This is a genomic window from Undibacterium sp. WLHG33, from assembly GCF_049544815.1.
In the GTDB taxonomy this organism is placed as follows: domain Bacteria; phylum Pseudomonadota; class Gammaproteobacteria; order Burkholderiales; family Burkholderiaceae_D; genus Undibacterium.
In genome coordinates, this window is sequence record NZ_CP186697.1 from 1,937,062 (window position 1) to 1,961,288 (window position 24,227).

General features: G+C 48.2%; 21 protein-coding genes, 1 tRNA gene and 1 pseudogene. 18 read left to right on the forward strand and 5 right to left on the reverse strand.

From position 1 onward, the window contains the following. Window positions 1-4: 4 nt before the first annotated feature. From ACOTSW_RS08890 to ACOTSW_RS08905, 4 genes are all read left to right on the forward strand, one after another. Window positions 5-1,498, forward strand: a complete 1,494-nt coding sequence (locus ACOTSW_RS08890; protein ID WP_423678731.1) for an NADH-quinone oxidoreductase subunit M — start codon at window positions 5-7, stop codon at window positions 1,496-1,498. A gap of 86 nt (window positions 1,499-1,584) precedes the next feature. Then, complete coding sequence (gene nuoN, locus ACOTSW_RS08895; RefSeq protein ID WP_423678732.1) at window positions 1,585-3,060, forward strand: NADH-quinone oxidoreductase subunit NuoN; 1,476 nt, start codon at window positions 1,585-1,587, stop codon at window positions 3,058-3,060. Between the two features lie 12 nt (window positions 3,061-3,072). Further along, complete coding sequence (locus tag ACOTSW_RS08900; RefSeq protein ID WP_423678733.1) at window positions 3,073-3,384, forward strand: DUF2818 family protein; 312 nt, start codon at window positions 3,073-3,075, stop codon at window positions 3,382-3,384. Then, a complete protein-coding gene (locus ACOTSW_RS08905) occupies window positions 3,377-3,943 on the forward strand; it encodes an NUDIX domain-containing protein (protein ID WP_423678734.1) in 567 nt (188 codons plus the stop codon). Before ACOTSW_RS08900 ends, ACOTSW_RS08905 begins: the two co-directional genes overlap by 8 nt. Window positions 3,944-4,023: 80 nt before the next feature. Here ACOTSW_RS08905 and ACOTSW_RS08910 read toward each other — a convergent pair whose 3' ends face one another. Together ACOTSW_RS08910 and ACOTSW_RS08915 are read right to left on the reverse strand one after the other, a co-directional pair. Then, window positions 4,024-4,665 (reverse strand): CoA transferase subunit B, encoded by a 642-nt coding sequence (locus ACOTSW_RS08910; protein ID WP_423678735.1) that lies wholly within the window; start codon window positions 4,663-4,665, stop codon window positions 4,024-4,026. A gap of 18 nt (window positions 4,666-4,683) precedes the next feature. Next, a complete protein-coding gene (locus ACOTSW_RS08915; RefSeq protein WP_423678736.1) occupies window positions 4,684-5,385 on the reverse strand; it encodes a CoA transferase subunit A in 702 nt (233 codons plus the stop codon). A 186-nt stretch (window positions 5,386-5,571) separates the two neighbouring features. On the opposite strand from ACOTSW_RS08915, the gene ACOTSW_RS08920 reads away from it, so the two are divergent. Then, complete coding sequence (locus ACOTSW_RS08920; RefSeq protein WP_423678737.1) at window positions 5,572-6,132, forward strand: LuxR C-terminal-related transcriptional regulator; 561 nt, start codon at window positions 5,572-5,574, stop codon at window positions 6,130-6,132. A 294-nt stretch (window positions 6,133-6,426) separates the two neighbouring features. On the opposite strand, the gene ACOTSW_RS08925 is transcribed toward ACOTSW_RS08920, so the two are convergent. Then, a complete protein-coding gene (locus tag ACOTSW_RS08925; RefSeq protein ID WP_423678738.1) occupies window positions 6,427-7,203 on the reverse strand; it encodes an SDR family oxidoreductase in 777 nt (258 codons plus the stop codon). Window positions 7,204-7,561: 358 nt separating this feature from the next. Here ACOTSW_RS08925 and ACOTSW_RS08930 point away from each other — a divergent pair, with 358 nt between their 5' ends. Then, complete coding sequence (locus tag ACOTSW_RS08930) at window positions 7,562-9,190, forward strand: electron transfer flavoprotein-ubiquinone oxidoreductase (protein ID WP_423682285.1); 1,629 nt, start codon at window positions 7,562-7,564, stop codon at window positions 9,188-9,190. 57 nt (window positions 9,191-9,247) lie between these two features. On the opposite strand, the gene ACOTSW_RS08935 is transcribed toward ACOTSW_RS08930, so the two are convergent. Continuing rightward, window positions 9,248-10,042, reverse strand: a complete 795-nt coding sequence (locus tag ACOTSW_RS08935; protein ID WP_423678739.1) for a 3-hydroxybutyrate dehydrogenase — start codon at window positions 10,040-10,042, stop codon at window positions 9,248-9,250. A 183-nt stretch (window positions 10,043-10,225) separates the two neighbouring features. Here ACOTSW_RS08935 and ACOTSW_RS08940 point away from each other — a divergent pair, with 183 nt between their 5' ends. From ACOTSW_RS08940 to ACOTSW_RS08995, 12 genes are all read left to right on the forward strand, one after another. Next, complete coding sequence (locus ACOTSW_RS08940; protein WP_423678740.1) at window positions 10,226-11,050, forward strand: alpha/beta fold hydrolase; 825 nt, start codon at window positions 10,226-10,228, stop codon at window positions 11,048-11,050. Continuing rightward, on the forward strand, window positions 11,050-11,400 hold the full coding sequence (locus ACOTSW_RS08945) for a RidA family protein (protein WP_423678741.1): 351 nt from the start codon (window positions 11,050-11,052) through the stop codon (window positions 11,398-11,400). The genes ACOTSW_RS08940 and ACOTSW_RS08945 overlap by 1 nt, the downstream gene beginning before the upstream one ends. 8 nt (window positions 11,401-11,408) lie before the next feature. Further along, window positions 11,409-13,643, forward strand: a complete 2,235-nt coding sequence (locus tag ACOTSW_RS08950) for a RelA/SpoT family protein (protein ID WP_423678742.1) — start codon at window positions 11,409-11,411, stop codon at window positions 13,641-13,643. 146 nt (window positions 13,644-13,789) lie between these two features. Continuing rightward, a tRNA-Val gene (locus ACOTSW_RS08955) sits at window positions 13,790-13,866 on the forward strand. Window positions 13,867-14,083: 217 nt separating this feature from the next. Beyond that, the gene (thrS, locus tag ACOTSW_RS08960) at window positions 14,084-15,994 is read left to right on the forward strand and encodes a threonine--tRNA ligase (protein WP_423678743.1); all 1,911 of its coding nucleotides are present in this window, start codon (window positions 14,084-14,086) and stop codon (window positions 15,992-15,994) included. Between the two features lie 70 nt (window positions 15,995-16,064). Beyond that, window positions 16,065-16,586, forward strand: a complete 522-nt coding sequence (gene infC, locus ACOTSW_RS08965) for a translation initiation factor IF-3 (protein ID WP_423682286.1) — start codon at window positions 16,065-16,067, stop codon at window positions 16,584-16,586. 156 nt (window positions 16,587-16,742) lie between these two features. Then, the gene (gene rpmI / locus ACOTSW_RS08970) at window positions 16,743-16,940 is read left to right on the forward strand and encodes a 50S ribosomal protein L35 (protein WP_038493025.1); all 198 of its coding nucleotides are present in this window, start codon (window positions 16,743-16,745) and stop codon (window positions 16,938-16,940) included. A gap of 29 nt (window positions 16,941-16,969) precedes the next feature. Further along, the gene (gene rplT / locus ACOTSW_RS08975) at window positions 16,970-17,329 is read left to right on the forward strand and encodes a 50S ribosomal protein L20 (RefSeq protein ID WP_186885142.1); all 360 of its coding nucleotides are present in this window, start codon (window positions 16,970-16,972) and stop codon (window positions 17,327-17,329) included. A 124-nt stretch (window positions 17,330-17,453) separates the two neighbouring features. After that, window positions 17,454-18,470, forward strand: coding sequence for a phenylalanine--tRNA ligase subunit alpha (gene pheS, locus ACOTSW_RS08980; RefSeq protein WP_186885143.1), 1,017 nt, complete (start codon window positions 17,454-17,456; stop codon window positions 18,468-18,470). Window positions 18,471-18,519: 49 nt separating this feature from the next. Beyond that, window positions 18,520-20,946 (forward strand): phenylalanine--tRNA ligase subunit beta, encoded by a 2,427-nt coding sequence (gene pheT, locus ACOTSW_RS08985; RefSeq protein ID WP_423678744.1) that lies wholly within the window; start codon window positions 18,520-18,522, stop codon window positions 20,944-20,946. A 41-nt stretch (window positions 20,947-20,987) separates the two neighbouring features. Beyond that, on the forward strand, window positions 20,988-21,401 hold the full coding sequence (locus tag ACOTSW_RS08990) for an integration host factor subunit alpha (protein WP_186885145.1): 414 nt from the start codon (window positions 20,988-20,990) through the stop codon (window positions 21,399-21,401). A gap of 9 nt (window positions 21,402-21,410) precedes the next feature. Next, on the forward strand, window positions 21,411-21,782 hold the full coding sequence (locus ACOTSW_RS08995; protein ID WP_423678745.1) for a MerR family transcriptional regulator: 372 nt from the start codon (window positions 21,411-21,413) through the stop codon (window positions 21,780-21,782). 115 nt (window positions 21,783-21,897) lie between these two features. Here ACOTSW_RS08995 and ACOTSW_RS09000 read toward each other — a convergent pair. After that, window positions 21,898-22,488, reverse strand: a pseudogene (locus ACOTSW_RS09000) (methyl-accepting chemotaxis protein); the annotation flags it as partial. Window positions 22,489-24,227: the final 1,739 nt, after the last annotated feature.

The window sequence follows — 24,227 nt, forward strand, 5'->3', positions numbered from 1 at the left end:
AATCATGATGCAGTCAACTTCCTCCTTACTCAGCCTGGCGATCTGGTGTCCAATCGCATTTGGTATTTTTGTTCTGGCTTTTGGCCGCGATAGTAACCGTGGTTTAGTTCGCGGCGTCTCTCTGCTTGGTTCTTTGGCCAGTTTTATCGTCACTGTGCCGCTGATTACTAACTTCAATAATTCAGCACATGGTATGCAGTTTGTTGAAAAGTTTGCCTGGATAGAGAAATTTAATATTTTCTACTCACTTGGTATCGATGGCATCTCTCTGTGGCTGGTGCCATTGACGGCGTTTATTACTGTCATTGTAGTGATTGCTGCGTGGGAAGTTGTCGAGAAACAGGTCGCCCAGTACATGGGGGCTTTTCTGATTCTGTCTGGCCTGATGATCGGTGTTTTCTGTGCTTTAGATGGCATGTTGTTTTACGTGTTCTTTGAAGCGACACTAATTCCGATGTATATCATCGTTGGTGTCTGGGGTGGTCCGAACCGCGTTTATGCGGCGTTCAAGTTCTTCTTGTACACATTGCTTGGTTCTTTACTGACACTGGTTGCTATCATTTATCTTTATATTAAGGCTGGTCATTCATTTGACATCCTGGTCTGGCACAAACTGCCTCTGCCGATGTCGACTCAGATTGCGATCTTCTGCGCGTTCCTGATGGCGTTCGCTGTGAAGGTACCGATGTGGCCAGTGCACACTTGGTTGCCAGATGCACACGTTGAAGCACCGACAGGCGGTTCTGTAGTGTTGGCTGCAATCATGCTCAAGCTTGGTGCTTACGGTTTCCTGCGTTTTTCGTTGCCGATCGCACCGGACGCAAGCCACTATATGGCTGGCTTCATGATCACTTTGTCTCTTGTTGCTGTGATTTATATTGGCCTGGTTGCACTTGTACAAGCGGATATGAAGAAGCTGGTCGCGTATTCATCCATTGCGCACATGGGTTTTGTCACACTGGGTTTTTTCATGTTTAACGACATGTCTGTTCAGGGTGCGATTGTGCAAATGATTTCACATGGTTTTATTTCAGGTGCGATGTTCCTGTGTATCGGTGTGTTGTATGACCGTGTGCATTCGCGTCAGATTGTTGACTACGGTGGTGTTGTCAATACCATGCCTAAATTTGCGGCGCTGTTTGTTCTGTTCTCAATGGCGAACTGCGGCTTGCCAGCAACTTCAGGCTTTGTTGGTGAGTTCATGGTGATTCTTGGCGCAGTAAAGTTTAACTTCTGGATTGGCATGCTGGCCGCAACAGCGTTGATTTTCGGTGCAGCGTATTCTTTGTGGATGGTCAAACGGGTTGTCTTCGGCAAGATTACTAATGATCATGTTGCTCATCTGAGCGATATTAATGCACGTGAATTTTTTATGTTAGGCGTATTGGCGATCGCTGTGATCGTAATGGGATTGTATCCAGCACCATTTACCGACGCGATGCAAGTTTCCGTGACTGATCTTTTGAAGCATGTGGCGACGTCAAAGTTACCGCTTTGATTGAGGATATAGACAAGTAAGCCCGTCGACAATTTTCGTTGCGCTAATTGTGTGACAGCAGATTAATGCTAGTAGAACTGAATAATATGAACTTCACACCACTTTATCCTGAAATATTTTTGCTGCTGGCAATCTGTACTATTTTGCTGGTTGATATGTTTTTGCCTGATAACAAACGTAATCTGACATATGTCATGAGCATACTTGCGTTGTTTGTTTGTGGTGCGCTGACTATCTCGACTTCAAATAGCGACGGCTCAACTTATGTTGCGAATAACATGTTCGTTTCCGATCCAATGTCGACTTTGCTGAAGTTGTGTTCTTACGTAGCAGTGGGTGCAACTTTCATTTATTCGCGTCAATACGTATCCGATCGCGGTATGACAAATGGAAAGTTGGGCGGCGAGTTTTATGTCTTAGCTTTGTTTTCGTTGTTAGGCCAAATGATCATGATCTCGGGGAATAATTTCCTCATCATCTATCTTGGCCTGGAACTGATGTCCTTGTCTCTGTATGCACTGGTGGCGTTGCGCCGTGAACATACTCAATCAACCGAAGCGTCAATGAAATACTTCATTCTGGGTGCACTCGCGTCCGGTTTCATGCTCTACGGTATTTCCATGTTGTACGGTGCGACAGGTTCTTTGGAATTAGCAGAAGTCGCTAAGGTAGCGAGTTCTCCGACTGCAAATAAGACAATTCTGGTATTTGGTATTGTCTTCCTCGTAGCAGGTCTGGCATTTAAGTTAGGCGTTGTTCCGTTCCACATGTGGGTTCCCGATGTATATCAGGGGGCCCCTACGGCAGTGACATTGTTACTGGGTGGTGCGCCGAAATTAGCAGCCTTTGCTATGACATTCAGGTTATTAGTCGAAGGCTTGTTCTCTCAGGCGGTAGATTGGCAGCAAATGTTGGTTGTTCTGGCTGTACTGTCTATGGCAATTGGTAATCTCACTGCTATAGCCCAGACCAATCTGAAGCGTATGCTCGCTTATTCTACGATTTCACATATGGGCTTTTTGCTGTTGGGTCTGTTATCCGGTGTTGCTCACGGCAATACCACTCTTGCTGCGGATGCTTACAGTGCCGCGCTGTTTTACAGCATCACCTATGTGCTCACCACTTTGGGTACCTTTGGCGTGATCATGTTGCTGGCACGCGCAGGTTTTGAGGCAGAAAATCTGGATGATCTGAAAGGGCTGAATAAGCGTTCACCATGGTTCGCTCTGGTTATGTTGTTGTTGATGTTCTCGCTCGCTGGCATCCCGCCATTGATGGGCTTCTACGCAAAGTTATCTGTATTGCAGTCTGTCATGGCAACTGGTCAGGTATGGTTATCAGTCGTCGCTGTGTTGTTCTCTCTGATCGGAGCGTTCTATTATCTTCGTGTTGTTAAACTGATGTACTTTGATGATGCGACTGATAGCGCTTTAATTAGCCCTAGCGTAGATGTCCGCCTCGTACTGAGTCTGAATGGACTGGCTGTTTTGATTCTTGGAATTGTGCCAGGTGGCTTGATGACTGCATGTTTGAATGCAGTTGTAAAGACACTCGCATCATAAGGTTGGTTTCTTTTGACTAGTCTGACTTCCGTCTGGCTCATCGTATTGTTGGCAGTGATCGCTGCCAACATACCCTTTGTGAATGAACGCTGTTTCGCAGTTTTTGCGTTACGGCGTTTTTCTTTTATTAAGCCATTTTGGGTGCGTTTGCTTGAGCTGCTTATTTTCTATTTTTTGATTGGTGCTGTCGGCTTTTTTTTGGAAAGCAGAAGTGGTAATCGCTTCCCGCAAGGATGGGAGTTTTTCGCAATAACCGCTTTTTTATTTCTGGTTTTAGCGTTTCCCGGATTTGTCTTCCGCTATCTGAGGCGGCAGCGTGACTGATAGACTTTCAGGGGAGGCGCATTTGCGTGAGGAAAAGATCAGCGGTGGTCTGGTTTATGCCGGTGATTTTCTGAAGGTCCAGAAGGACACAGTGTCTTTGCCTGATAGCAATGTTGCTACCAGGGAGTTTATACGTCACCCGGGAGCAGTCGTCATCATCCCCGTATTTGATGATGGCAGTGTTTTGCTTGAACGTCAGTTCCGCTATCCGCTGAATCGTGTTTTTATTGAATTTCCAGCAGGTAAAATTGATGCTGGCGAAGATCCATTGATTTGTGCAAAAAGAGAGCTGCGTGAAGAAACTGGTTATAGCGCGACTGATTGGCGGCATATCTTTACTATCCACAATGCAATCGCGTATTCGGATGAAAGGCTGGAGATTTACGTTGCACGTGGATTAACAGCCGGGCAGGCGTCTTTAGATGATGAAGAATTTTTGGAAACCTTTACAGCCACGCCAACGGAAATGCTGAAATGGGTGAGAGAAGGCAAGATTACCGATGTAAAAACAGTGATAGGTACGTTCTGGCTGGAAAAAATACTGAACGATCACTGGTAAATGAATTATCAGGTATCGAAAATAAAAAAAGCCGGCTCAATTCTTGCCGGCTTTTTTCGCTTTTGAATCAGCAGGATTGTTTATTTAAATGCGCTGGTATCGATTCGAGCTTCGGTTTTTGCGACAACTTCGTCTACACTGATACCGTGAGCAAGTTCAATTAACTTGAAGCCGTCAGGCATTACATCAATCACTCCCAGGTCGGTAATAATCCGGTTGACGACGCCAACGCCGGTTAATGGCAGATTGCAGGATTTCAGCAGTTTATGTGCATTGTCTTTTGCGACGTGCTCCATCAAAACCACGACACGACCGACACCAGCGACAAGATCCATCGCCCCACCCATACCCTTGACCATTTTGCCTGGTATCATCCAGTTAGCGAGGTCACCGTTTTCGCTGACCTGCATTGCTCCTAAAATAGCGAGATTGATTTTACCGCCGCGTATCATTCCGAACGAGTCTGCCGAGCTGAAAATCGAAGATCCCGGCAGCGTAGTTACTGTTTGCTTTCCGGCGTTAATCAGATCCGGGTCAACTTCATCTTCGGTTGGAAATGGGCCAATTCCCAACAAACCATTTTCTGATTGCAACCAGACCTCCATGCCCGCTGGCACATGGTTGGCCACCAATGTAGGCAGACCTATGCCGAGATTGACGTAAAATCCATCTTGCAACTCCAACGCTGCGCGCGCAGCCATTTCATCACGATTCCATGCCATATTCGTTCTCCTGGTATTTTATTTAGTCGGACGCACAGTACGTTGTTCGATGCGTTTTTCCGGATGCGCATTGACAACGATACGATGCACAAAAATACCCGGAGTATGAATTTCGTCCGGATCCAGATCGCCTGTTTCTACCAGTACTTCGACTTCCGCAATAGTGACTTTCCCTGCCATGGCAACGTTAGGATTGAAATTACGCGCCGTTTTACGATAGACCAAGTTGCCGGCCTTATCTGCTTTCCAGGCTTTAACTAACGAGACGTCAGCAACCAGGGATCTTTCCATCACATATTTCTGACCATCGAATTCACGAATTTCTTTTCCCTCGGCTACGATAGTACCGACGCCGGTTTTCGTAAAAAATGCTGGGATACCGGAGCCACCAGCGCGCAACTTCTCTGCCAGCGTTCCTTGCGGAGTAAATTCGAGCTCTAATTCACCAGCCAGATACTGGCGTTCAAATTCTTTATTTTCACCGACGTACGACGAGATCATTTTTTTGATCTGGCGTGTTGTCAGTAATTGACCAAGTCCAAAGCCATCGACTCCGGCATTATTAGAGATCGCGGTCAATCCCTTGACACCAGAATCGCGCAAAGCTGCAATCAATGCTTCTGGTATGCCACACAAACCAAAACCACCTACCGCAATCGTCTGCCCATCTTTGACTACATCAGCCAGGGCGGCCTTTGCGTCAGGGTATTCCTTATTCATTATTTGTCTCCTCGCAGATATTCAGTGAAATACTTATCCATTTTTTTTCGCAACAACACGAATAGCGGTTGATTGCATATTACTTTTTTCAGATTAGAGCTCAGCATAAGATGCTGCGCTATACTCCGCAATACCGTAAAACTACCTGAATAAATTTACCTTATCCATCTGAACAAGAATAGCCATATGATAGAGACGCACACGATTGATTTTGAGATTATTTTCCAACAAGCACCGATAGGAATGTGTGTGTCTCAAAACCGTATAATTTGTGCCTGTAATGATGATCTTGCACAGATGTTTAACTATGAGAAAAACGATCTGATCGGGCAGTCTTTCCAGATACTTTATCCCAGTCCTGATGAGTTTGAACGAACCGGCGCACGCATCACACCCATCATGAATGCGAAGGGGTCATATTCTGACGAACGCATCATGAAGAGAGCGAATCAGGAGTTATTCTGGTGCCATGTAACGGGACGAGGGTTGCAAAAAAATGATCCACACGCGGCAGGAATATGGACATTTGAAGACCTGAGTGCAAAGCGCCCTGTAAGCGCGGAACTGACACCAAGAGAAAGAGAGATTGCAGCTCTTCTTGTTGAGGGGAAAACTAGTAAACTGATCGCCAGACAGATATCACTTAGTCCGAGAACCGTTGAAATGCACAGGGCTAAGCTGATGAGAAAATTTTCTGCCGCAACATCAAGTGAGCTCGTGCATAAGCTGTTGGGGATTATGCGTTGACTTACTGTGATGTGTGCTGGATCAGCATCTGCTTAATAGGTGCTGCTTACGTACACTTTCCAGGTGCGGGGAAGGTAGTTTTGAAGTTTTATTCAGCGACCATCGTTTAGCGCTTCGCATGTTGACAATGTATGGGCAGGTTACATCCACTGACAGTATGCTCGTGTCTGAAATGCCCATTTTTGCTATTCCGGTCTCAGTGATGATGTTGAAATTTTTCGACTCATATGGTCAGGAGTGTTGTCCTGCTCATACGAGTTCACTGACAGAGATATAGCCGGTAACCGGTATCGGTTATTGCACACTCATTCCATCATCTGCTGTGACGATTGCGCCGTTCAGGAAGCGCGACTCTTCTGCAGCCAGCAATAACAACAGTCCATCCAGATCTTCTGGTGTTCCGACACGCTTGCGCGGCAGTATGTCTATCAGTTTTTGCCCCTGTTCAGTGTCGAAATATTCCTGATTGATTTCCGTCGAAATATATCCGGGGCAAATCGCATTGACATTAATGCCGTATTTTCCCCATTCAACTGCCATTGCCTTCGTCATGTGTATGACTGCGGCTTTGCTCATGCAGTAGATGCCAATTTGTGGGAGTACGCGCAGCCCCGCGACTGAAGCAATGTTGATAATGCGGTGTTGCTTCCGTTGATCGCCTTTATATCTGGTGATCATCCGTTTCGCGGTTTCCTGTGCTACAAAGAATGAACCCCGTTGATTGGTGTCCATCACATAGTTGTAATCATCTGGTGTGACATCGACCAGACGTTGTGTCGTTGAGACACCTGAGTTATTGATCAGAATGTCGATAGGTCCAGCTTCGGTTTCAGCATGGGCGATCGCTGATTTGATGCTGGCATAATCTGTTACGTCCAATGCGACGACGTGAGCTGCACCGCCATCGGCTTCAATTTCAGCGCGTAATTCTTTCAGTCTTTCGACGCGCCGGGAAGCCAGTACCACTTGCGCACCAGCTTTCGCCAGCACTTTCGCAAAGCGTGCCCCCAAACCGCTGGATGCACCTGTAATCAGTGCGATTTTTCCTTCAAAATTAATTTCTATTCCCATCATGATCTCCTGCAAAATTTTGGATAAGTTCAGTATTCTGTCTGATGCACTATCATGACATACAGTGTCCTGCTGTGTGGCTGAGAATGTAGCGCGCGCCTCTTTTTCATCAATAATCCGAAGAGATTCGTCGTTTTAATTGGTGCGGGCTGAACACTGCTCTGCGATAATTATCTTTCGCCAACACTAAGAGTCAGTTTTTCCGCAATGGATGTCTTCGTCTAATCGCTTGCTTGCGCATTGGCAGTCCAACAGATAACATGCGGTGATTAATTTAGCACGTTCGTTCGAAAAATATTTTAAAGCGATTACAGTCATGACCCAAAACATTCTTGAACAGTACGGTCCCCGCGATGCGATGGAGTACGATGTCGTCATTGTCGGCGGCGGTCCTGCAGGCTTGTCTGCCGCGATCAAACTCAAGCAGCTTGCCGCGGAAAAAGGAAATGAAGTTTCCGTTTGCGTGCTGGAAAAAGGCGGTGAGCTTGGTGCGCATATTCTCTCCGGAGCTGTGATGGACCCGACAGCGCTGGCCGAACTTTTCCCTGACTGGAAAGAACTTGGCGCACCTCTGAATACTGAGGTGACAGAAGACCGGTTTTTATTCTTATCTGAAACTAAAGCGTATAAAACACCGAACTGGATGCTGCCTGCCTGTTTCCAGAATCATGGAAACTATGTAATTTCACTGGCGAACGTAGTGCGCTGGCTGGGACAACAGGCGGAAGCATTGGGCGTCGAGATTTTCCCGGGCTTTCCGGCAGCAGAAATCTTGTATAACGACGACGGATCTGTAAAAGGCGTTGCAACCGGCAATATGGGCGTGAACCGCGAGGGTGAGCCCGGTCCGGCATTCCAGCTCGGCATGGAGTTGCACGCAAAATATACTTTGTTTGCTGAAGGCGCACGCGGACATCTTGGTAAGCAACTGATCGCAAAATATAAGCTGGATGCGGGTAAAGACCCTCAGACTTATGGTATCGGGATTAAAGAGTTGTGGGAAATTGATCCGGCAAAACATCAACCAGGCTTGGTAATTCACACGGCCGGCTGGCCGCTGGATAACGCGACCTACGGCGGTTCTTTCCTGTATCACCTGGAAAATAATCAGGTTGCAGTCGGTTATGTGGTCGGGCTTGGATATGAAAATCCTTACCTTTCTCCGTATGAGGAGTTCCAGCGTTATAAGACTCACCCCGAAATCCGTCAGTTCTTTGAGGGGGGGAAGCGGATTGCTTACGGGGCGCGTGCGATTACAGCCGGTGGTCTGCAGTCATTGCCTAAGCTGACTTTCCCGGGTGGTGCATTAATTGGTTGTGATGCCGGTTTCCTGAACGCCAGCCGCATCAAAGGCAGTCACGCTGCAATCAAGACCGGGATGTTAGCTGCAAATGCGGTATTTGATGCGCTGGGTGAAAATCGCCAATACGATGAAGTTACTGCGTACAGTGCAGCATTTGAAGCCTCCTGGTTGCACGAGGAGTTACACAAAGCACGGAACTTCAAACCGTCCATGAGTAAAGGTCTGGTACTGGGTACGCTGATGGTTGGTATCGATCAGGTCGTTTTTGGCGGTAAAGCACCGTGGACGCTGAGACATACACATGCTGATCACGAATGCCTGCGTCCCGCGTCTGAGTTTAAACCTATTGTTTATCCGAAGCCGGATGGCAAACTGACTTTTGATCGTTTGTCTTCTGTGTTTATCTCTAACACGAATCACGCGGAAGATCAGCCTATCCATCTGACTCTGAAAAATAGTAATGTCCCGGTTGAGGTGAATCTGGCGAAATATGCCGGGCCGGAAGCGCGTTACTGTCCCGCCGGTGTGTACGAATTTACGAAGACCGATGATGGTAAGGATCGTTTGCAGATCAATTCACAGAACTGTGTTCATTGCAAGACCTGTGACATTAAAGATCCGACGCAAAACATCGTGTGGGTGACCCCGGAAGGTGGTGGTGGACCAAATTACCCTAACATGTAAAACTGAAATAGCCGCTGTTTCCTGACAGCGGCTTTTTTTATAAGGGGAAAAAGCTGCTTATTGTGCGGCCCATCCACCATCCATGTTCCAGGCGACGCCTCTGATCTGACTAGCGGCATCGCTACAAAAAAATACTGCCAGAGCACCAAGTTGTTCCGGAGTCACGAATTCTCCTGAAGGCTGCTTTTCTGCTAGCAGCGCTTTTTTTGCTGCTTCATTGCTGATGTTATCCCGCTCGGCGCGGGCATCGACCTGTTTTTGTACTAAGGGTGTCAGTACCCATCCCGGGCAAATCGCGTTACATGTAATTCCCGTTTGCGCGTTTTCGAGCGCTGTTGTCTTTGTCAGTCCGATCAGGCCATGTTTAGCGGCAACATAAGCAGATTTCTGTGCTGACGCAACTAGCCCGTGCACGGACGCTAGGTTAATGATGCGCCCCCAGTTTTTCTCTTTCATATACGGTAATGCCAGCCTTGTCGTATGGAAGCAGGAGGTCAGATTAATCGCAATAATGGCATCCCATTTTTCGACCGGAAAATCCTCAATATTGGCAACATATTGAATGCCCGCATTATTCACCAGTATGTCGACACCACTAAATGTTGTGCTGGCAAATGCCATCAAGGCGGTAATCTCGCTGGCTTTGCTCATATCGGCATTGTGATAAGCCGTTTTGACGCTGAATTTTTCTTCAGTGGCTTTCTGAATTGCCTGAATCTCATTCGGATCACCAAAGCCGTTAAATACAATGTTTGCGCCCGCGGCAGCGAGAGAGTGTGCAATACCCAAGCCGATTCCTGAGGTTGAACCTGTTACCAGGGCTGTTTTCCCGCGTAAAAAAGATGCTTGCATGTTGACTCCTGACATTAGTTATATAAAAAAGCATGCGTAACAAAGCGAATGTGAATGATTTTAAGCTTAACGATCGGTAAAATGTGCGTTACCAGCAGTAGTAAAAATACTATCTCAGAGGAATGCCTCATGCAGCCAAGGCGTAATACCGTTCAATGCTTGTCTCCGTCGGGACTGCATACCATGTCCTACAAAGAGTGGGGTGATCCTGAAAATTCCAACGTACTGATCTGTGTACACGGTGTGACGCGGGTTGCCGATGATTTTGATGCCGTCGCTTTATCTCTGTCTTCCCATTACCGGGTAGTCTGTCCTGATGTTGTTGGGCGTGGCTGTTCTGGCCGCCTACGCAATCCCTTGCACTATCAGTTGCCGCAATATGTCAGTGACATGGTGACTTTGTTAGCACGTTTGCAGGCAACAACTGTCGATTGGCTCGGTACCTCGATGGGCGGGCTGATAGGAATGGGAATTGCTTCGTTGGAAGGTAACCCGATACGTAAGCTGATCTTGAATGATGTTGGGCCTGCGCTAAATCCTGAGGCTTTGTCACGAATCGGCACTTACATTGGTGAGGATTTACAGTTTCGTACTTTCGAAGAGGCTGCTACGTACATTAAAACGATTTCGCTCTCATTTGGTGAGCATACTGAAGCGCAGTGGAGTAAGCTGGTGCGAGATGTGTTGCGACAGACGCCCGATGGTCATTGGCGCAAGCATTATGATTTGTCCTTGGCGGAAGTGTTTAAGGCGACGACGCCGGAAATGATTGCAGCGGGCCAGGCAATGCTCTGGGCTGCGTATGATGCGATTCGTTGTGAAACCTTGCTGGTACGCGGTGCTGAGTCTGATCTGCTGACAGCAGATACTGCGCTTGCAATGACCAAGCGCGGCCCGTGTGCTCAGCTGATTCAAGTGCCTCACGTCGGACATGCACCAACTTTTGTCAGTGAAGAGCAAATCAAACTGGTGCGTGATTTTTTGTTAAATGATAAACAGAGTGAATGATGGAAATAAAGAGATTGCACGTTGGTAAGCGCTTATCTGAAGTGGCGATATGTAATGGCATCGTTTATCTGGCCGGGCAGATACCGGAAGATGTGAGTCAGGGCATCGCCGGGCAGACAAGAGAAGTACTTGGTCACGTTGATCGTCTTTTGTCAGAAGCTGGCAGTGATAAATCTCGGATACTCTCTTGTCAGATTTTTTTGACTGACATCCGTCAGATTGGTGAGATGAACACCGTCTGGGATGAGTGGGTTGCAGAAAATAATTCACCACCACGCGCGACCGTAGAAGCCCGGCTGGCCAATCCTGACTGGTTGATAGAAATCGTTGTAACAGCAGCGCAAAAATAAAGAATTGTATGGTATCGACATCCGTTGCCGCATCAGAATCGCAGTTATTGGAAGGGCTTTCTGAGGCAGAGAAAGACCGCCTCATTTCGGCACTTGAATTTGTCACACCGTCTTACGCGGAAAGAGAGGTTGTGACCGGACAGAATGCGCTGCAGTTTGTTCGCGGGGTTGCCTCCACGCTGGCGATGTTGCGTACTGATATCGATTCTCGTATCGCCGCATTATTATTTGAATTACCTGAATTAAGCCCGGTCGCGGCTGAGCAAATCGAGGCCCGTTATGGTCGCGAGATTGCTGATCTGGTCAGCGGCATCCGGCGTCTGATGAAACTCCGGGAAGCAGCACTGACCCATCATGCTGTCGGTCATGGTAAAGATGCTGCCGAGAAAGCCGCAGCGCAGATGGAGACGCTGCGTAAGATGATGCTGGCAATGGCTACTGACATGCGGGTCGTCCTGATCAGGCTGGCGTCAAGGGTCACAACCCTGCGTTATTTTGCTGAGTGTAAGCGTGAAGACAGCGCGACGCAGCAATATGCCAGCGAAACGATGAACCTGTATGCGCCGCTGGCTAACAGGCTGGGCGTGTGGCAACTGAAGTGGGAACTGGAGGATTTATCGTTCCGCTTTCTTGAACCCGCACAATACAAACGCATTGCCAAGATGCTGGAAGAAAAGCGTGTCGAGCGTGAGAGTTTCGTTGCGACCGCACTGGCGCGTTTAACTTCTGAACTGAAAAATGCAGGGATTAAAGGCGAGGTGTCTGGCCGTCCTAAGCACATTTACAGTATCTGGAAAAAGATGAAGGGTAAGTCAGTTAATTTTGACGAACTCTATGATGTGCGTGCGTTCCGGGTTGTTGTTGACGATATCAAAGACTGTTACACAGTACTTGGACTTGTGCATAACGTCTGGGCACCGATACCGAAAGAATTTGACGATTATATTTCCCGCCCAAAACCCAACGGTTATAAATCCCTGCATACGGTCGTTGTGGTTGAGGATGGCCGGCCACTTGAGGTGCAGATTCGCACGAAAGAGATGCATCAGTTCGCAGAATACGGCGTCGCTGCGCATTGGCGTTATAAAGAGAGTGGCGGCTCTAACTTCACGGCGCAAGAGTATGACGAAAAAATCGCCTGGCTGCGACAGTTACTTGCCTGGAAAAGCGAGGTTGCTGATGCGGTCGTTGAGCATGAAGATATACAAAGAGAGTGGGTGGAAAAACTTAAATCTGCGAGTCTTGATGAGCGGATTTACGTGCTGACACCACAGGCGAGAGTGATCGAGTTGCCGCGTGACGCGACACCGGTAGATTTTGCTTATCAGCTACATACGGATGTTGGCCATCGTTGCCGTGGTGCTAAAGTTGATGGCGTGATGGTGCCTTTGAACACGCGTCTGCAGAATGGGCAGACGGTCGAAATCATCACGCTGAAGGCAGGATCTGCTCAGTCCGGCCCATCGAGAGACTGGCTGCATTCCGAGTATTCTGTCAGTACACGTACCCGTAGCAAAATACGGGCGTGGTTTAATGCGATTGATCAGCAGGAAACCCTGGCATCTGGGCGGGCAATGGTTGAAAAGACTTTGCAGCGTGAAGGTAAAACCGCCGTCAATCTCGAAGAGTTGGCGCGGAAGCTGGGATTTGCCGCGTTAGATGATTTGTTGCTGTCCGTCGGTAAAGAGGAGTTTAGTCTCAGGCAGATAGAAACCGCGCTCAGGGATAGTCCGGTTGAAGCTCCTGTTGATCTGAATATCACGAACAAGAGTCGTGCATCGAGTGTGACGCTGGGTGCAAAGTCCGGTGTGCTGGTCGTCGGCACAGACGGATTAATGACGCAGCTCGCACGGTGTTGTAAGCCTGCACCGCCGGACGATATAGTCGGATTTGTTACGCGTGGTAAGGGTGTTTCGATTCACCGGCTGACCTGCAAAAATTTCGCAGAAATGCGTAATAAGGCACCCGAACGGGTGATACAGACCACCTGGGGTGAACACGGAAAGGACACTGTTTATCCGGTTGATATTTTTGTACTGGCGCAGGACAGGCAGGGTTTGCTGCGCGATATTTCAGAGGTCTTTTCTAAGGAAAAAATTAATGTAGTCGGTGTCAATACGCAGAGTGCAAAATCTCAGGCACGCATGTCATTCACGGCAGAAATAGGCGGAACCTCACAATTACAAAAAGCCTTAGCAACCATTCGCGAAGTGAGTGGTGTGCTTGAAGTCCGGAGGCAATAAAGCTTGAGAGTGATTGCAGGTGCGCTGCACGTGTGTGCTGAGATGGTAAAACAGGTAAAACACACCGATTACTGTCTGCCTCACAGAAAAAGTTAGGTTCAGGACTAGCAATTGTCCGTAGGACTCTGCTATACTTCGGTTTCTTTAGACGCGTAGCTCAGCTGGTTAGAGCACTACCTTGACATGGTAGGGGTCGTTGGTTCGAGTCCAATCGTGTCTACCATCGAATTCAAGAAGTAAAATTATTTTTAGATAAGAGCGAGAAAGGCATCCTGGTTATGACACCGCGAACTACCACGCAAATGGTTTGGGAGCGACTCTAGTCGAGGATCTTTTTCGTCTGTATCAATTTTGAAAAAGCACGGCTAGCCGTGCTTTTTTTTCGTCTTTAATTTTCTCATCGCAAATTTCGGCAAACTTCTGCCACTATGGAGAGTGACATGGTCTCAGTAAAACTTCCTGATGGTTCACAACGTCAATTTGATGCACCTGTAACCGTGGCGCAGGTAGCTGCCAGCATCGGTGCTGGTCTTGCAAAGGCGGCGCTCGCGGGCAGAGTTGATGGTAATCTGGTGGATACCTCATTCCTGATTGAGCGTGATGCTGAGCTGGCTATTGTGACCGACAAAGATGCGGATGGGTTGGATGTGATTCGTCATTCGACGGCGCATTTGCTGGCTTATGCGGTAAAAGAATTATTTCCAGATGCACAGGTGACAATTGGTCCTGTGATCGAAAACGGCTTCTATTATGACTTTTCTTATAAGCGTCCGTTTACGCCGGATGACTTGCTTGCAATAGAAAAGAAAATGACTGAGCTCGCTAAAAAAGATGAGCCGGTTGTTCGCAAGGTGTTGCCGCGGGATGAGGCCGTTGCTTACTTTAAATCGATAGGTGAGGCCTATAAGGCAGAAATTATTGAGTCTATTCCTGTTGATCAGGAGGTTTCTCTTTACACGGAAGGTAAGTTCACCGATTTGTGTCGCGGACCGCACGTGCCTTCGACCGGTAAGCTGAAAGTCTTTAAGCTGATGAAGCTCGCTGGTGCATACTGGCGCGGCGACTCTAAGAATGAGATGCTGCAGCGCATTTACGGTACTGCATTTGCAAAAAAAGAAGATCAGGAACAGTACCTGCACATGCTGGAAGAGGCTGAAAAGCGTGATCACCGTAAGCTAGGGAAGGCGCTTGATTTGTTTCATTTTCAGGATGAGGCACCGGGTTTGGTGTTCTGGCATGCGAAAGGCTGGACTATCTGGCAGCAGGTAGAGCAGTACATGCGTAAGGTTTATCGGGACTGTGGCTACCAAGAAGTGAAAGGGCCACAGATTCTTGATAGTAGTCTGTGGGGAAAAACCGGGCACTGGGATAACTACAAAGACAATATGTTTATCACTGAGTCGGAAAATCGCTCTTACGCGCTGAAACCGATGAATTGTCCGGGGCACGTACAGATTTTCAATTCTGGTATGAAGAGCTACCGCGATCTGCCTCTGCGGTTTGGTGAATTCGGTCAGTGCCATCGCAATGAGCCTTCCGGCGCTCTGCACGGAATTATGCGTGTGCGAGGCTTTACTCAGGATGATGGACATATTTTCTGTACTGAAGAGCAGATTCAGGATGAGGTGATCGCATTTCATCCTCAGGCCATGAAAGTTTATGACGACTTTGGTTTTAAAAATATTGCTATCAAGCTGGCTTTGCGGCCAGAAAATCGTATTGGTAGCGATGAAGTATGGGACACTGCTGAAGAAACGCTGCGCGCCGGCTTGCGCGCCTGCGGTGTGACGGAGTGGGAAGAATTGCCGGGTGAGGGTGCATTCTATGGTCCGAAGATCGAATATCATCTGAAGGACAGCTTGGGACGCCCGTGGCAAGTCGGTACCATGCAAGTTGACTTTTTCATGCCGGGACGTCTGGGCGCTGAATATGTAGCGGATGACAATAGCCGTAAAGTTCCTGTCATGCTGCATCGTGCTATTGTTGGCTCCATGGAGCGCTTCATCGGAATTTTGATTGAAAACCATGCTGGCGCTTTGCCTTTGTGGTTGGCTCCTGTGCAAGTTTCTGTGCTGAACATCTCTGAATCTCAGGCGGAATACGCAAAATCTGTTGCTGAAATCCTGAAGAAACAAGGGTTTAGAGTGAACACGGATTTGCGTAATGAGAAAATTACCTATAAAATACGCGAGCACTCTATACAAAAAATGCCTTACATAGTAGTCGTCGGTGATAAGGAAAGAGATGCAAATACAGTCGCTGTGCGTACGCGTGGCAATCTGGATCTGGGGGTAATGCCTCTTGATGCCTTCATAGCTCGTTTAAATAACGAAGTAGAAAATAAGGTTTAACAGATCAGTCCGCTATCTTGCCTGGGGCGAGATTGCATGGTAAAGATTTAATTTTTTAAAGGAAACTGCAATAGCTACCGAAAGAACACATCGTATCAACGGAGAAGTAACTGCGCCGGAAGTGCGCTTGTCTGGCGTTGATAATGAACCTCTGGGTATCGTTAAACTGAGTGAGGCATTCCGTTTGGCCGAAGAGGCTAATGTGGATTTGGTGGAAATTGCACCCACTGCCCAGCCTCCTGTCTGTCGTTTGATGGATTACGGCAAGTTTAAATATCAGGAACAGAAAAAAGCTCACGAAGCCAAGCTGAAACAAAAAGTTATCTTGGTGAAAGAAGTAAAATTCCGTCCTGGTACAGATGATGGTGATTACAACATCAAGCTGCGTAATCTGATCAAGTTTTTGGACGATGGCGATAAGACAAAGATCACTTTGCGTTTTCGCGGTCGTGAGATGGCGCATCAGGAAATCGGTATGCGTGTGCTTGAACGTCTGAAGCTTGATTTGGAGCCTTACGGCCAGGTAGAGCAGTTTCCAAAAATGGAAGGACGCCAGATGGTTATGATTCTGGCGCCGAAGAAAAAGAAATAAGTATTTTGTAGTACCTGTTTGGTACGGGTATTACGAAAGATCTGTTTCGTCAGGAACAGATCACAATAAGTGAGAAGTAGGCATCCAAGAGCAGCGTTTATTGCTGCCACCTACCATCATATAAAACCGGAGCTGTCGTCAACGACAGATAGTGTTATGCCAAAAATGAAAACAAAGAGCTCTGCTAAGAAGCGCTTTCGTGTACGTCCAGGTGGAACAGTGAAGAGTGGCCACGCTTTCAAGCGTCACATCTTGACTAAAAAGACCACAAAAAACAAACGTCAATTACGTGGTACACGTAACATCAATGCGTCTGATGTGACATCAGTCATGCGCATGATGCCTACCGCTTAACCTCATACTCACTATTTTAAGGAGTTATTATGCCTAGAGTAAAACGTGGGGTTACCGCTCGTGCCCGTCATAAGAAAGTTCTGAACCTTGCTAAAGGTTACCGTGGTCGTCGTAGTAAAGTATTCCGTATTGCTAAGCAAGCAGTTATGCGTGCTGGTCAGTACGCATACCGCGATCGCCGCAACAAAAAACGCGTATTCCGCGCATTGTGGATTACTCGTATTAACGCAGCAACCCGTCAACACGGTATGACCTACAGCGTGTTCATGAACGGCTTGAAAAAAGCTTCCATTGAACTCGACCGTAAAGTACTGGCAGACATGGCTGTGATGGACAAACCAGCATTTGCTGCGATTGTTAATCAAGTAAAAGCCAACCTGGCTGCGTAATCAAAGTAATTTGTAGTCGTTGCGATGTGTTACATCGCTATATCAAGCGGGGCAGAGGTTGAATCCTATGCCCCGTTTTGTTTTCAGCTCATTATTTCAGCTTCAGAGTAAGCGGGAACAACGCATGAACCCATTAGATCAAATCGTCAGCCAGGCATGTGCTGATTTTCTCGCGGCACCGGATGCCGCTGCGCTTGAAAACGCGAAGGCATTGTATCTGGGCAAAAGTGGCCAGATTACCGAACAAATGAAGAGTCTGGGGAAATTGTCTCCGGATGAGCGCAAAGTGCAGGGCGCGGTGATTAACGCAGCTAAAGTCAAAATCGAAAATGCTTTAACTGAGCGCCGTGACGCTTTGGCTGATGCGCAATTGCAGACGCGTTTAAATGCCGAAGCGATCGACGTGACACTGCCTGGGCGTGGCCGTGGTATCGGTGGTATTCACCCTGTGATGCGTACCTGGAAGCGCGTTGAAGAGATTTTCCGCTCAATTGGTTTTGACGTCGCCGATGGTCCTGAAATCGAAACCGACTGGACCAATTTTACTGCTTTGAATAGCCCTGAAAATCATCCAGCCCGCTCTATGCAGGACACGTTCTATATCGATGGCAAGGATAGTCAGGGCAAGCAATTGCTGCTGCGTACGCACACCAGCCCGATGCAGGTGCGATATGCGCGCATGAGCAAACCACCGATCAAAATTATTGCACCTGGCCGCACGTATCGTGTTGACAGTGATGCGACACACTCCCCGATGTTTCATCAGGTTGAGGGCTTATGGATTGCCGAAGATATCAGCTTCGCGGATCTGAAAGGTGTCTATCTGAATTTTGTAAAAGCGTTTTTTGAAACAGACGATTTACAGGTGCGCTTCCGTCCTTCTTATTTTCCATTTACCGAACCATCCGCTGAAATCGATATCGCTTTCGGTAGCGGGCCTTTAAAAGGTCGCTGGCTGGAAGTGTCGGGTTCCGGCCAGGTGCATCCTGCAGTAATCCGCAACATGGGACTCGATCCTGAAAAATACATAGGCTTTGCGTTTGGTTCTGGCCTGGAGCGCCTGACGATGTTGCGTTACGGCGTTAACGATCTGCGTTTGTTCTATGAAGGCGATTTGCGCTTCCTGAAGCAATTCAACTAATTTTTTTGGGCAATCTGAGCCCAAGCATCTAACAATAGACGGCTGAATTATGCAATTTTCTGAAAACTGGCTCCGTACCATGGTCAATCCGAAGATGACTTCGGATGAGTTGTCTCATCTGTTGACCATGTCAGGTTTGGAAGTCGAAGAAGTGGAGCCTGTTGCTCCTCCTTTCAACAATGTCGTGGTTGCGGAGATTCGTGAAATCGTCAAGCATCCCGATGCTGATCGTTTAAATGTGTGCCAGGTTGATGTCGGCACCGGCACATTGTTGAATATTGTTTGCGGAGCGCCGAATGTCCGCGTTGGCATGCGTGTACCTTGTGCAATGGCTGGCGCTGTCTTACCTCCGGGAGCTGATGGCAAGCCTTTCGTGATTAAAGTGGGCAAGTTACGCGGCGTTGAATCACAAGGCATGTTGTGTTCTGCTCGCGAACTGAAATTGTCTGAAGACCATGGCGGCTTGATGGAATTGCCGTCAGATGCGCCAGTGGGCCAGAATTTCCGTGATTACTATGAGTTGAATGATCTGAAGTTTACGATCAAGCTCACACCGAACAAGGCTGACTGCTTATCCGTCTTAGGTGTTGCAAGAGAAGTGTCAGCCCTGACCGGAACGCCTTTGCAGATGCCAGCGACGGACGTCATTGCACCATCCTTACAGGAGGTGTTGCCGGTGAAAGTATCCGCGCCGGATCTGTGTGGCCGTTTCTGTGGGCGGGTGATTCGTGGCGTCAATGCGAAAGCACCGACTCCTGACTGGATGAAACAGCGTCTGGAACGTAGCGGACAGCGTTCTATTTCTGCACTGGTTGATATTTCCAATTATGTGATGCTTGAACTCGGACGTCCATCTCACGTCTTCGATCTCGATAAAATTCATGGCGGACTCAATGTGCGCTGGGGTAAAGCAGGCGAATCGCTGAAACTGTTGAACGGTAATACCGTTGAGGTTGATGAATGGGTTGGCGTGATTGCCGATGAAAAAGAGATCGAGTCCCTGGCTGGCATCATGGGTGGCGATTCAACCTCTGTGTCTCTGGATACGCAAAACATATACCTCGAAGCTGCTTTCTGGTGGCCACAGGCAATTCAGGGCCGCAGCCGCCGTTTTAATTTCTCTACCGATGCCGGTCATCGTTTTGAACGCGGCGTTGATTTTGAAAACATCGTCGAACATATCGAACGTATCAGTGCTTTGATCGTTGAGATTTGTGGTGGCTGCGAACAGGTCAAGCTGGGACCGGTTGATGACCAGATCATTAATCTGCCACAACGTTTACCGGTGAAATTGCGCACTGCACGGGCACAAAAAGTCATTGGCGTACCTTTGACTGATGAAGTGATTGCCGATATTTTCAAACGTCTTGGCTTGCAATTCACGCAGCAGACAGGTGAATTCCTGGTGACGCCACCATCCTATCGTTTCGATATCGAAATCGAAGAAGATCTGATTGAGGAAGTCGCGCGCGTCTATGGTTTTGAGAATATTCCGGCTTTACCGCCCGTTGCCGCTAATTCCATGTTGATCGCGCCGGAAAATCAGCGTTCCCTGTTTGATTTACGCGGGCTGGTCGCTGATATGGATTATCAGGAAGTAGTTAACTACAGCTTCGTTGAGGAAGCCTGGGAAAAAGATTTTGCCGGTAATGATCAGCCTGTGAAGTTACTGAATCCTATCGCCAGCCAGATGAGTGTGATGCGTACCAATCTGATCGGTAGCCTGGTAGCCAATGCCCGCTATAACCTGAACCGTAAAGTCAGCCGTATTCGCGTGTTTGAAATCGGTGCGGTTTACCTGCCGGATTCTTCGGTGCAGGATGGTCCGCTGGAAGTCGCGGGTTACCGTCAACCTAAGCATCTGGGGGGACTCGCTTATGGTCCCGTCGTCGAAGAACAATGGGGCGTCGCAACACGCAATGTTGATTTCTTTGATGTGAAAGCGGATGTGGAGGCCTTGTTTGCGCCAAAAGTTGTGCGTTTCATCAAAAATGAACACGTTGCCTTGCATCCGGGGCGTAGTGCCAGCATAGAATGTGATGGCAACATTGTCGGCTTCATCGGCGAACTGCATCCGCGCTTGCAACAAAAATACGATTTGCCGCTGGCACCAGTGGTGTTTGAAATCAATACAGCCGCTTTGCAATCCGTCAAGGTACCGGTGTATCAGGAAATATCGAAATTCCAGGCAGTGAAGCGCGATCTGGCGCTTGTTGTTAAACAATTCATTTCTGTGCAGGAAATGATCGACGTGTTTAACGCTGAAATAGGCCGGAATGAAGCCTGCAAAATTGTGCAAGCGATTGTTTTGTTTGATGAATATCGCGGTAAGGGGCTGGAGGCTGATGAGAAAAGCCTTGCTTTCCGCTTTAGCTTACAAGATACTCAAGCTACATTGCAGGATGACAAGGTTGAGGCCGCTATGACTGCACTGACTCAGGCCGCAGGCTTGAAGTTCGCTGCCAAGCTGCGCTAAGATGATTGGCTCACGCCCTTATAGACGAGATGAGTTTGATAATGAATGACGTAAATTCCGCAGAATTTCAATCGGTGTTAGATGCCGATTTAAATCGTGCGATGCTGGAAGCAAGGGCGCGTTCTCAGGCGGAAAAAGAGTTACCCACTTTAACTAAAGCGGAGTTGGCCGAACTGTTGTTCGAGCAGGTTGGCCTGAATAAGCGCGAAGCTAAAGATATGGTGGAAACCTTTTTCGATGAAATTCGTGATGCGCTGGAACGTGGCGAAGCGGTGAAGTTGTCTGGCTTCGGTAATTTTCAGTTAAGAGACAAACCTCAGCGTCCGGGACGTAATCCCAAGACCGGCGAAGAAATTGCGATCACTGCCCGTCGTGTCGTCACCTTCCATGCCAGTCAGAAATTGAAGGGCATGGTCGATGATATCAGCGGTCAACCATTGGCTCACGCTGCTTAAAAGATTCTCATGACTGAAATTAAAATCGAAACAGTGACCTTGCCACCGATTCCGGCCAAGCGTTATTTCACGATTGGAGAAGTGAGCGAATTGTGTGGTGTCAAGCCACACGTGCTGCGTTATTGGGAGCAGGAATTTTCACAACTGAAGCCGGTAAAACGCCGGGGCAACCGCCGCTATTACCAGCATCACGAAGTGCTTCTGATACGTCGTATCCGCGAACTTTTATATGAGCAGGGCTTCACGATTAACGGTGCCCGCAATAAACTCGGCAACGCTGCCGGGCGTATCCATGACACGGATGAGGTCGTGGAAGCACCCGTGGATCTGCATTACATCCGTGATGAGTTGCGTTCAATACTGAATTTGCTCGCACCTTAACTCTCACACCTTAACAAATACTCAGGGGGCATTGATAGTGCCCCCTGAGTATTTGTATTCCTGATTGTACGCAAACTTACTACGGCAGATTCCATCCGGGTTTCTGCGGTTTTTTTTAAACCATTTTGCCGCTTCTGTTTTCCAGCTTCAGCCTTTGTTCCTGACCGTGATATGCCGTATCAGGTGCGTCCTGGTAAGTTTTAAAGACACTGACCGCGTCTATCAGTGCAGATGCTTCATCTTCCAGACTTGCGGTTGACTTCGCTCCCTCATCGGCCAGACTGACATTGTGTTGCGTGATCTCGTCAATCGCTGCAATCGCCTCATTCACGCTGGAAATGCCCATGCTTTGCTCACGGCTGACGTCTGCGACGTGCCGGATCAGAGCGGTCACTTGGGCGATATTGTCGGCGATGCCCTGCATCGTTTTTCCTGCCGAATCAATCATGTTGTTACCGTGTTGTACTGCTTCGCTTGATGTGTTGATTAAGGACTTGATTTCTTTCGCCGCATTCGCGCTGCGCTGGGCGAGATTTCTGACTTCACTGGCCACGACCGCAAAGCCACGTCCCTCCTGGCCGGCTCGGGCGGCTTCCACTGCGGCGTTGAGCGCAAGGATATTGGTCTGAAATGCTATACCATCCATCACACCGATAATTTCCGCAATTTTGTGCGTTCCTGAGGTGACCGATTGCATCGATACGATGGCCTTATTCATGACCTGTAAGCCGTGTTGTACGTGTTCTGCGGAAGTATTGGCGAGGCTGCTGGCCTGCGCCAGATTACCGGCATTCTCTTTGACGGTACTGGTCAGTTCCTCAACGGAGGTCGCAGTTTGTTGCAGAGAGCCGGCCTGCGTTTCAGTGCGGCTGGCAAGCTCTGCATTTTCATTATGGATATGATGGGCAATGTTGCTGACGTTTTCCGCGCCGGTGCGGATATTTTGTACAAGATGACTCAAGCCCTGATTCATTTTTGTGACCGCGTTAATCAATTGCGCCAGCTCATCCTGGCCGGTGCGCAGCGGCATCTGTATCAAATCTCCTGATGCGGTTCTCTCGATATTTTCAGTCAGTGTTTTGATATCTCTCGACAGCGCAAAATAGATTCCGAACAAAAAATAACTCGCAATCAGTACCAGCAACATGAGTGCGGAAAACATTTTGGCTATTTTCTGATTCAATTGTTGTGTGTGACGCGTCAGGCGCTGATCAATCAGCGTGGATACGTTATTACTCGCCGCATTCAGATTCGTCAGCGTGTCATCACCGGCTTTTAAAAATGCGTTTCCTGAGCTTTGATTGACGGAAGCCAGCACTTCATCTTTGGCTCTTTCCAGATATTGTTCTGACGTAGCGATCGCGGCTTTTATCGGGCTGAATTGCGTCTGATAAGCGGGATTGCTTTTTTCCAGAGAATCCACTCTCTGACGCAACTGCACTAACTCATATTTCGCCATCAGTTGCAACGAATTGAGCATCACATCTTCGCCAGCTTCAAATAAGCCAGTGTCGATATATGCTGCGCCACGGGCTGACATGACCGCGATTTTCTCTGCGATGGAGGGAATACCGCTCAGATAGATATTCGCCAGTTCATGCGTGACGAAATCGCTGTCGAGAGCGAGCTTGGAGGCATAAGCACGCTCCTGAATCTGCTGATTCAGGCCCTCGGATAATTTTGTGTATTCGGTAAAACTGGCGGCAGATTTTAAGCTTGCTTGCTGCCCGATCAGATCTTGCCAGCGCTTTTTTATATCGTCGCTAACGTCCTGCTTTTTCAGCATCTCAGCAATTTGCTGCTGATTGGTGTTGATCGCGTCGGCAACTTGTTTATTGCCATTGATCTGCAGGTGCTGTAATGCCCTTTGTTTTCTCAACAGCGTCAGCAGGTTCTGGTGTCCGTGTATCTGCTGTATCGCCAGTTGCTTTTCATGTGTGATGCCAACTTCTGTCCGCATTTCGATGAACAGCAGCGTCAGCACGATGAAAAGAGGAATAGAAAAAGCTGCGCCGATGAATGCGACTTTATGTCCGATACGGAAACCTTGCGTCAGACGAACGGCAGGAGAGAGGAGTTTGAGCACGATTTGCTTTAGGAAAGATGCGTGGAGGAAACATTTGACGTGAGAATAGATCTTAAATATGACCTCGTTATGACCTTACTGAAACGCATTCCGCCGCATACGGCTTAGTCTGGCGGGCGTGGTATATCTCTGTGTTCATGAGCTGCACAGCTAAGCGGGCAAGGGGTTTCGGTGGATATGCTGAGTGCACACGATTTTGGATATTTGTGTAGCATCTCTGTGGCGGATGGGGATCTGTGCATCTGCCGGAGTGATAACTTTTCAGCGATTTCCGCACAAACAGATGACGGCCGCGCGGGTAGTTTGCGGGTACTGTCAACAGGGGACAATGACATCTCATCGTCCCCTTGAAACAGACT

What these genes read in the sequence shown, in the direction of transcription:
- ACOTSW_RS08890 (WP_423678731.1), top strand. Translation starts at nt 5, where the DNA reads ATGATGCAGTCAACTTCCTCCTTACTCAGCCTGGCGATCTGGTGTCCA.
- nuoN (WP_423678732.1), top strand. Translation starts at nt 1,585, where the DNA reads ATGAACTTCACACCACTTTATCCTGAAATATTTTTGCTGCTGGCAATC.
- ACOTSW_RS08910 (WP_423678735.1), bottom strand. Translation starts at nt 4,665, where the DNA reads ATGGCATGGAATCGTGATGAAATGGCTGCGCGCGCAGCGTTGGAGTTG.
- ACOTSW_RS08915 (WP_423678736.1), bottom strand. Translation starts at nt 5,385, where the DNA reads ATGAATAAGGAATACCCTGACGCAAAGGCCGCCCTGGCTGATGTAGTC.
- ACOTSW_RS08920 (WP_423678737.1), top strand. Translation starts at nt 5,572, where the DNA reads ATGATAGAGACGCACACGATTGATTTTGAGATTATTTTCCAACAAGCA.
- ACOTSW_RS08925 (WP_423678738.1), bottom strand. Translation starts at nt 7,203, where the DNA reads ATGGGAATAGAAATTAATTTTGAAGGAAAAATCGCACTGATTACAGGT.
- ACOTSW_RS08930 (WP_423682285.1), top strand. Translation starts at nt 7,562, where the DNA reads ATGGAGTACGATGTCGTCATTGTCGGCGGCGGTCCTGCAGGCTTGTCT.
- ACOTSW_RS08935 (WP_423678739.1), bottom strand. Translation starts at nt 10,042, where the DNA reads ATGCAAGCATCTTTTTTACGCGGGAAAACAGCCCTGGTAACAGGTTCA.
- ACOTSW_RS08940 (WP_423678740.1), top strand. Translation starts at nt 10,226, where the DNA reads ATGTCCTACAAAGAGTGGGGTGATCCTGAAAATTCCAACGTACTGATC.
- ACOTSW_RS08945 (WP_423678741.1), top strand. Translation starts at nt 11,050, where the DNA reads ATGGAAATAAAGAGATTGCACGTTGGTAAGCGCTTATCTGAAGTGGCG.
- ACOTSW_RS08950 (WP_423678742.1), top strand. Translation starts at nt 11,409, where the DNA reads ATGGTATCGACATCCGTTGCCGCATCAGAATCGCAGTTATTGGAAGGG.
- thrS (WP_423678743.1), top strand. Translation starts at nt 14,084, where the DNA reads ATGGTCTCAGTAAAACTTCCTGATGGTTCACAACGTCAATTTGATGCA.
- rpmI (WP_038493025.1), top strand. Translation starts at nt 16,743, where the DNA reads ATGCCAAAAATGAAAACAAAGAGCTCTGCTAAGAAGCGCTTTCGTGTA.
- rplT (WP_186885142.1), top strand. Translation starts at nt 16,970, where the DNA reads ATGCCTAGAGTAAAACGTGGGGTTACCGCTCGTGCCCGTCATAAGAAA.
- pheS (WP_186885143.1), top strand. Translation starts at nt 17,454, where the DNA reads ATGAACCCATTAGATCAAATCGTCAGCCAGGCATGTGCTGATTTTCTC.
- pheT (WP_423678744.1), top strand. Translation starts at nt 18,520, where the DNA reads ATGCAATTTTCTGAAAACTGGCTCCGTACCATGGTCAATCCGAAGATG.
- ACOTSW_RS08990 (WP_186885145.1), top strand. Translation starts at nt 20,988, where the DNA reads ATGAATGACGTAAATTCCGCAGAATTTCAATCGGTGTTAGATGCCGAT.
- ACOTSW_RS08995 (WP_423678745.1), top strand. Translation starts at nt 21,411, where the DNA reads ATGACTGAAATTAAAATCGAAACAGTGACCTTGCCACCGATTCCGGCC.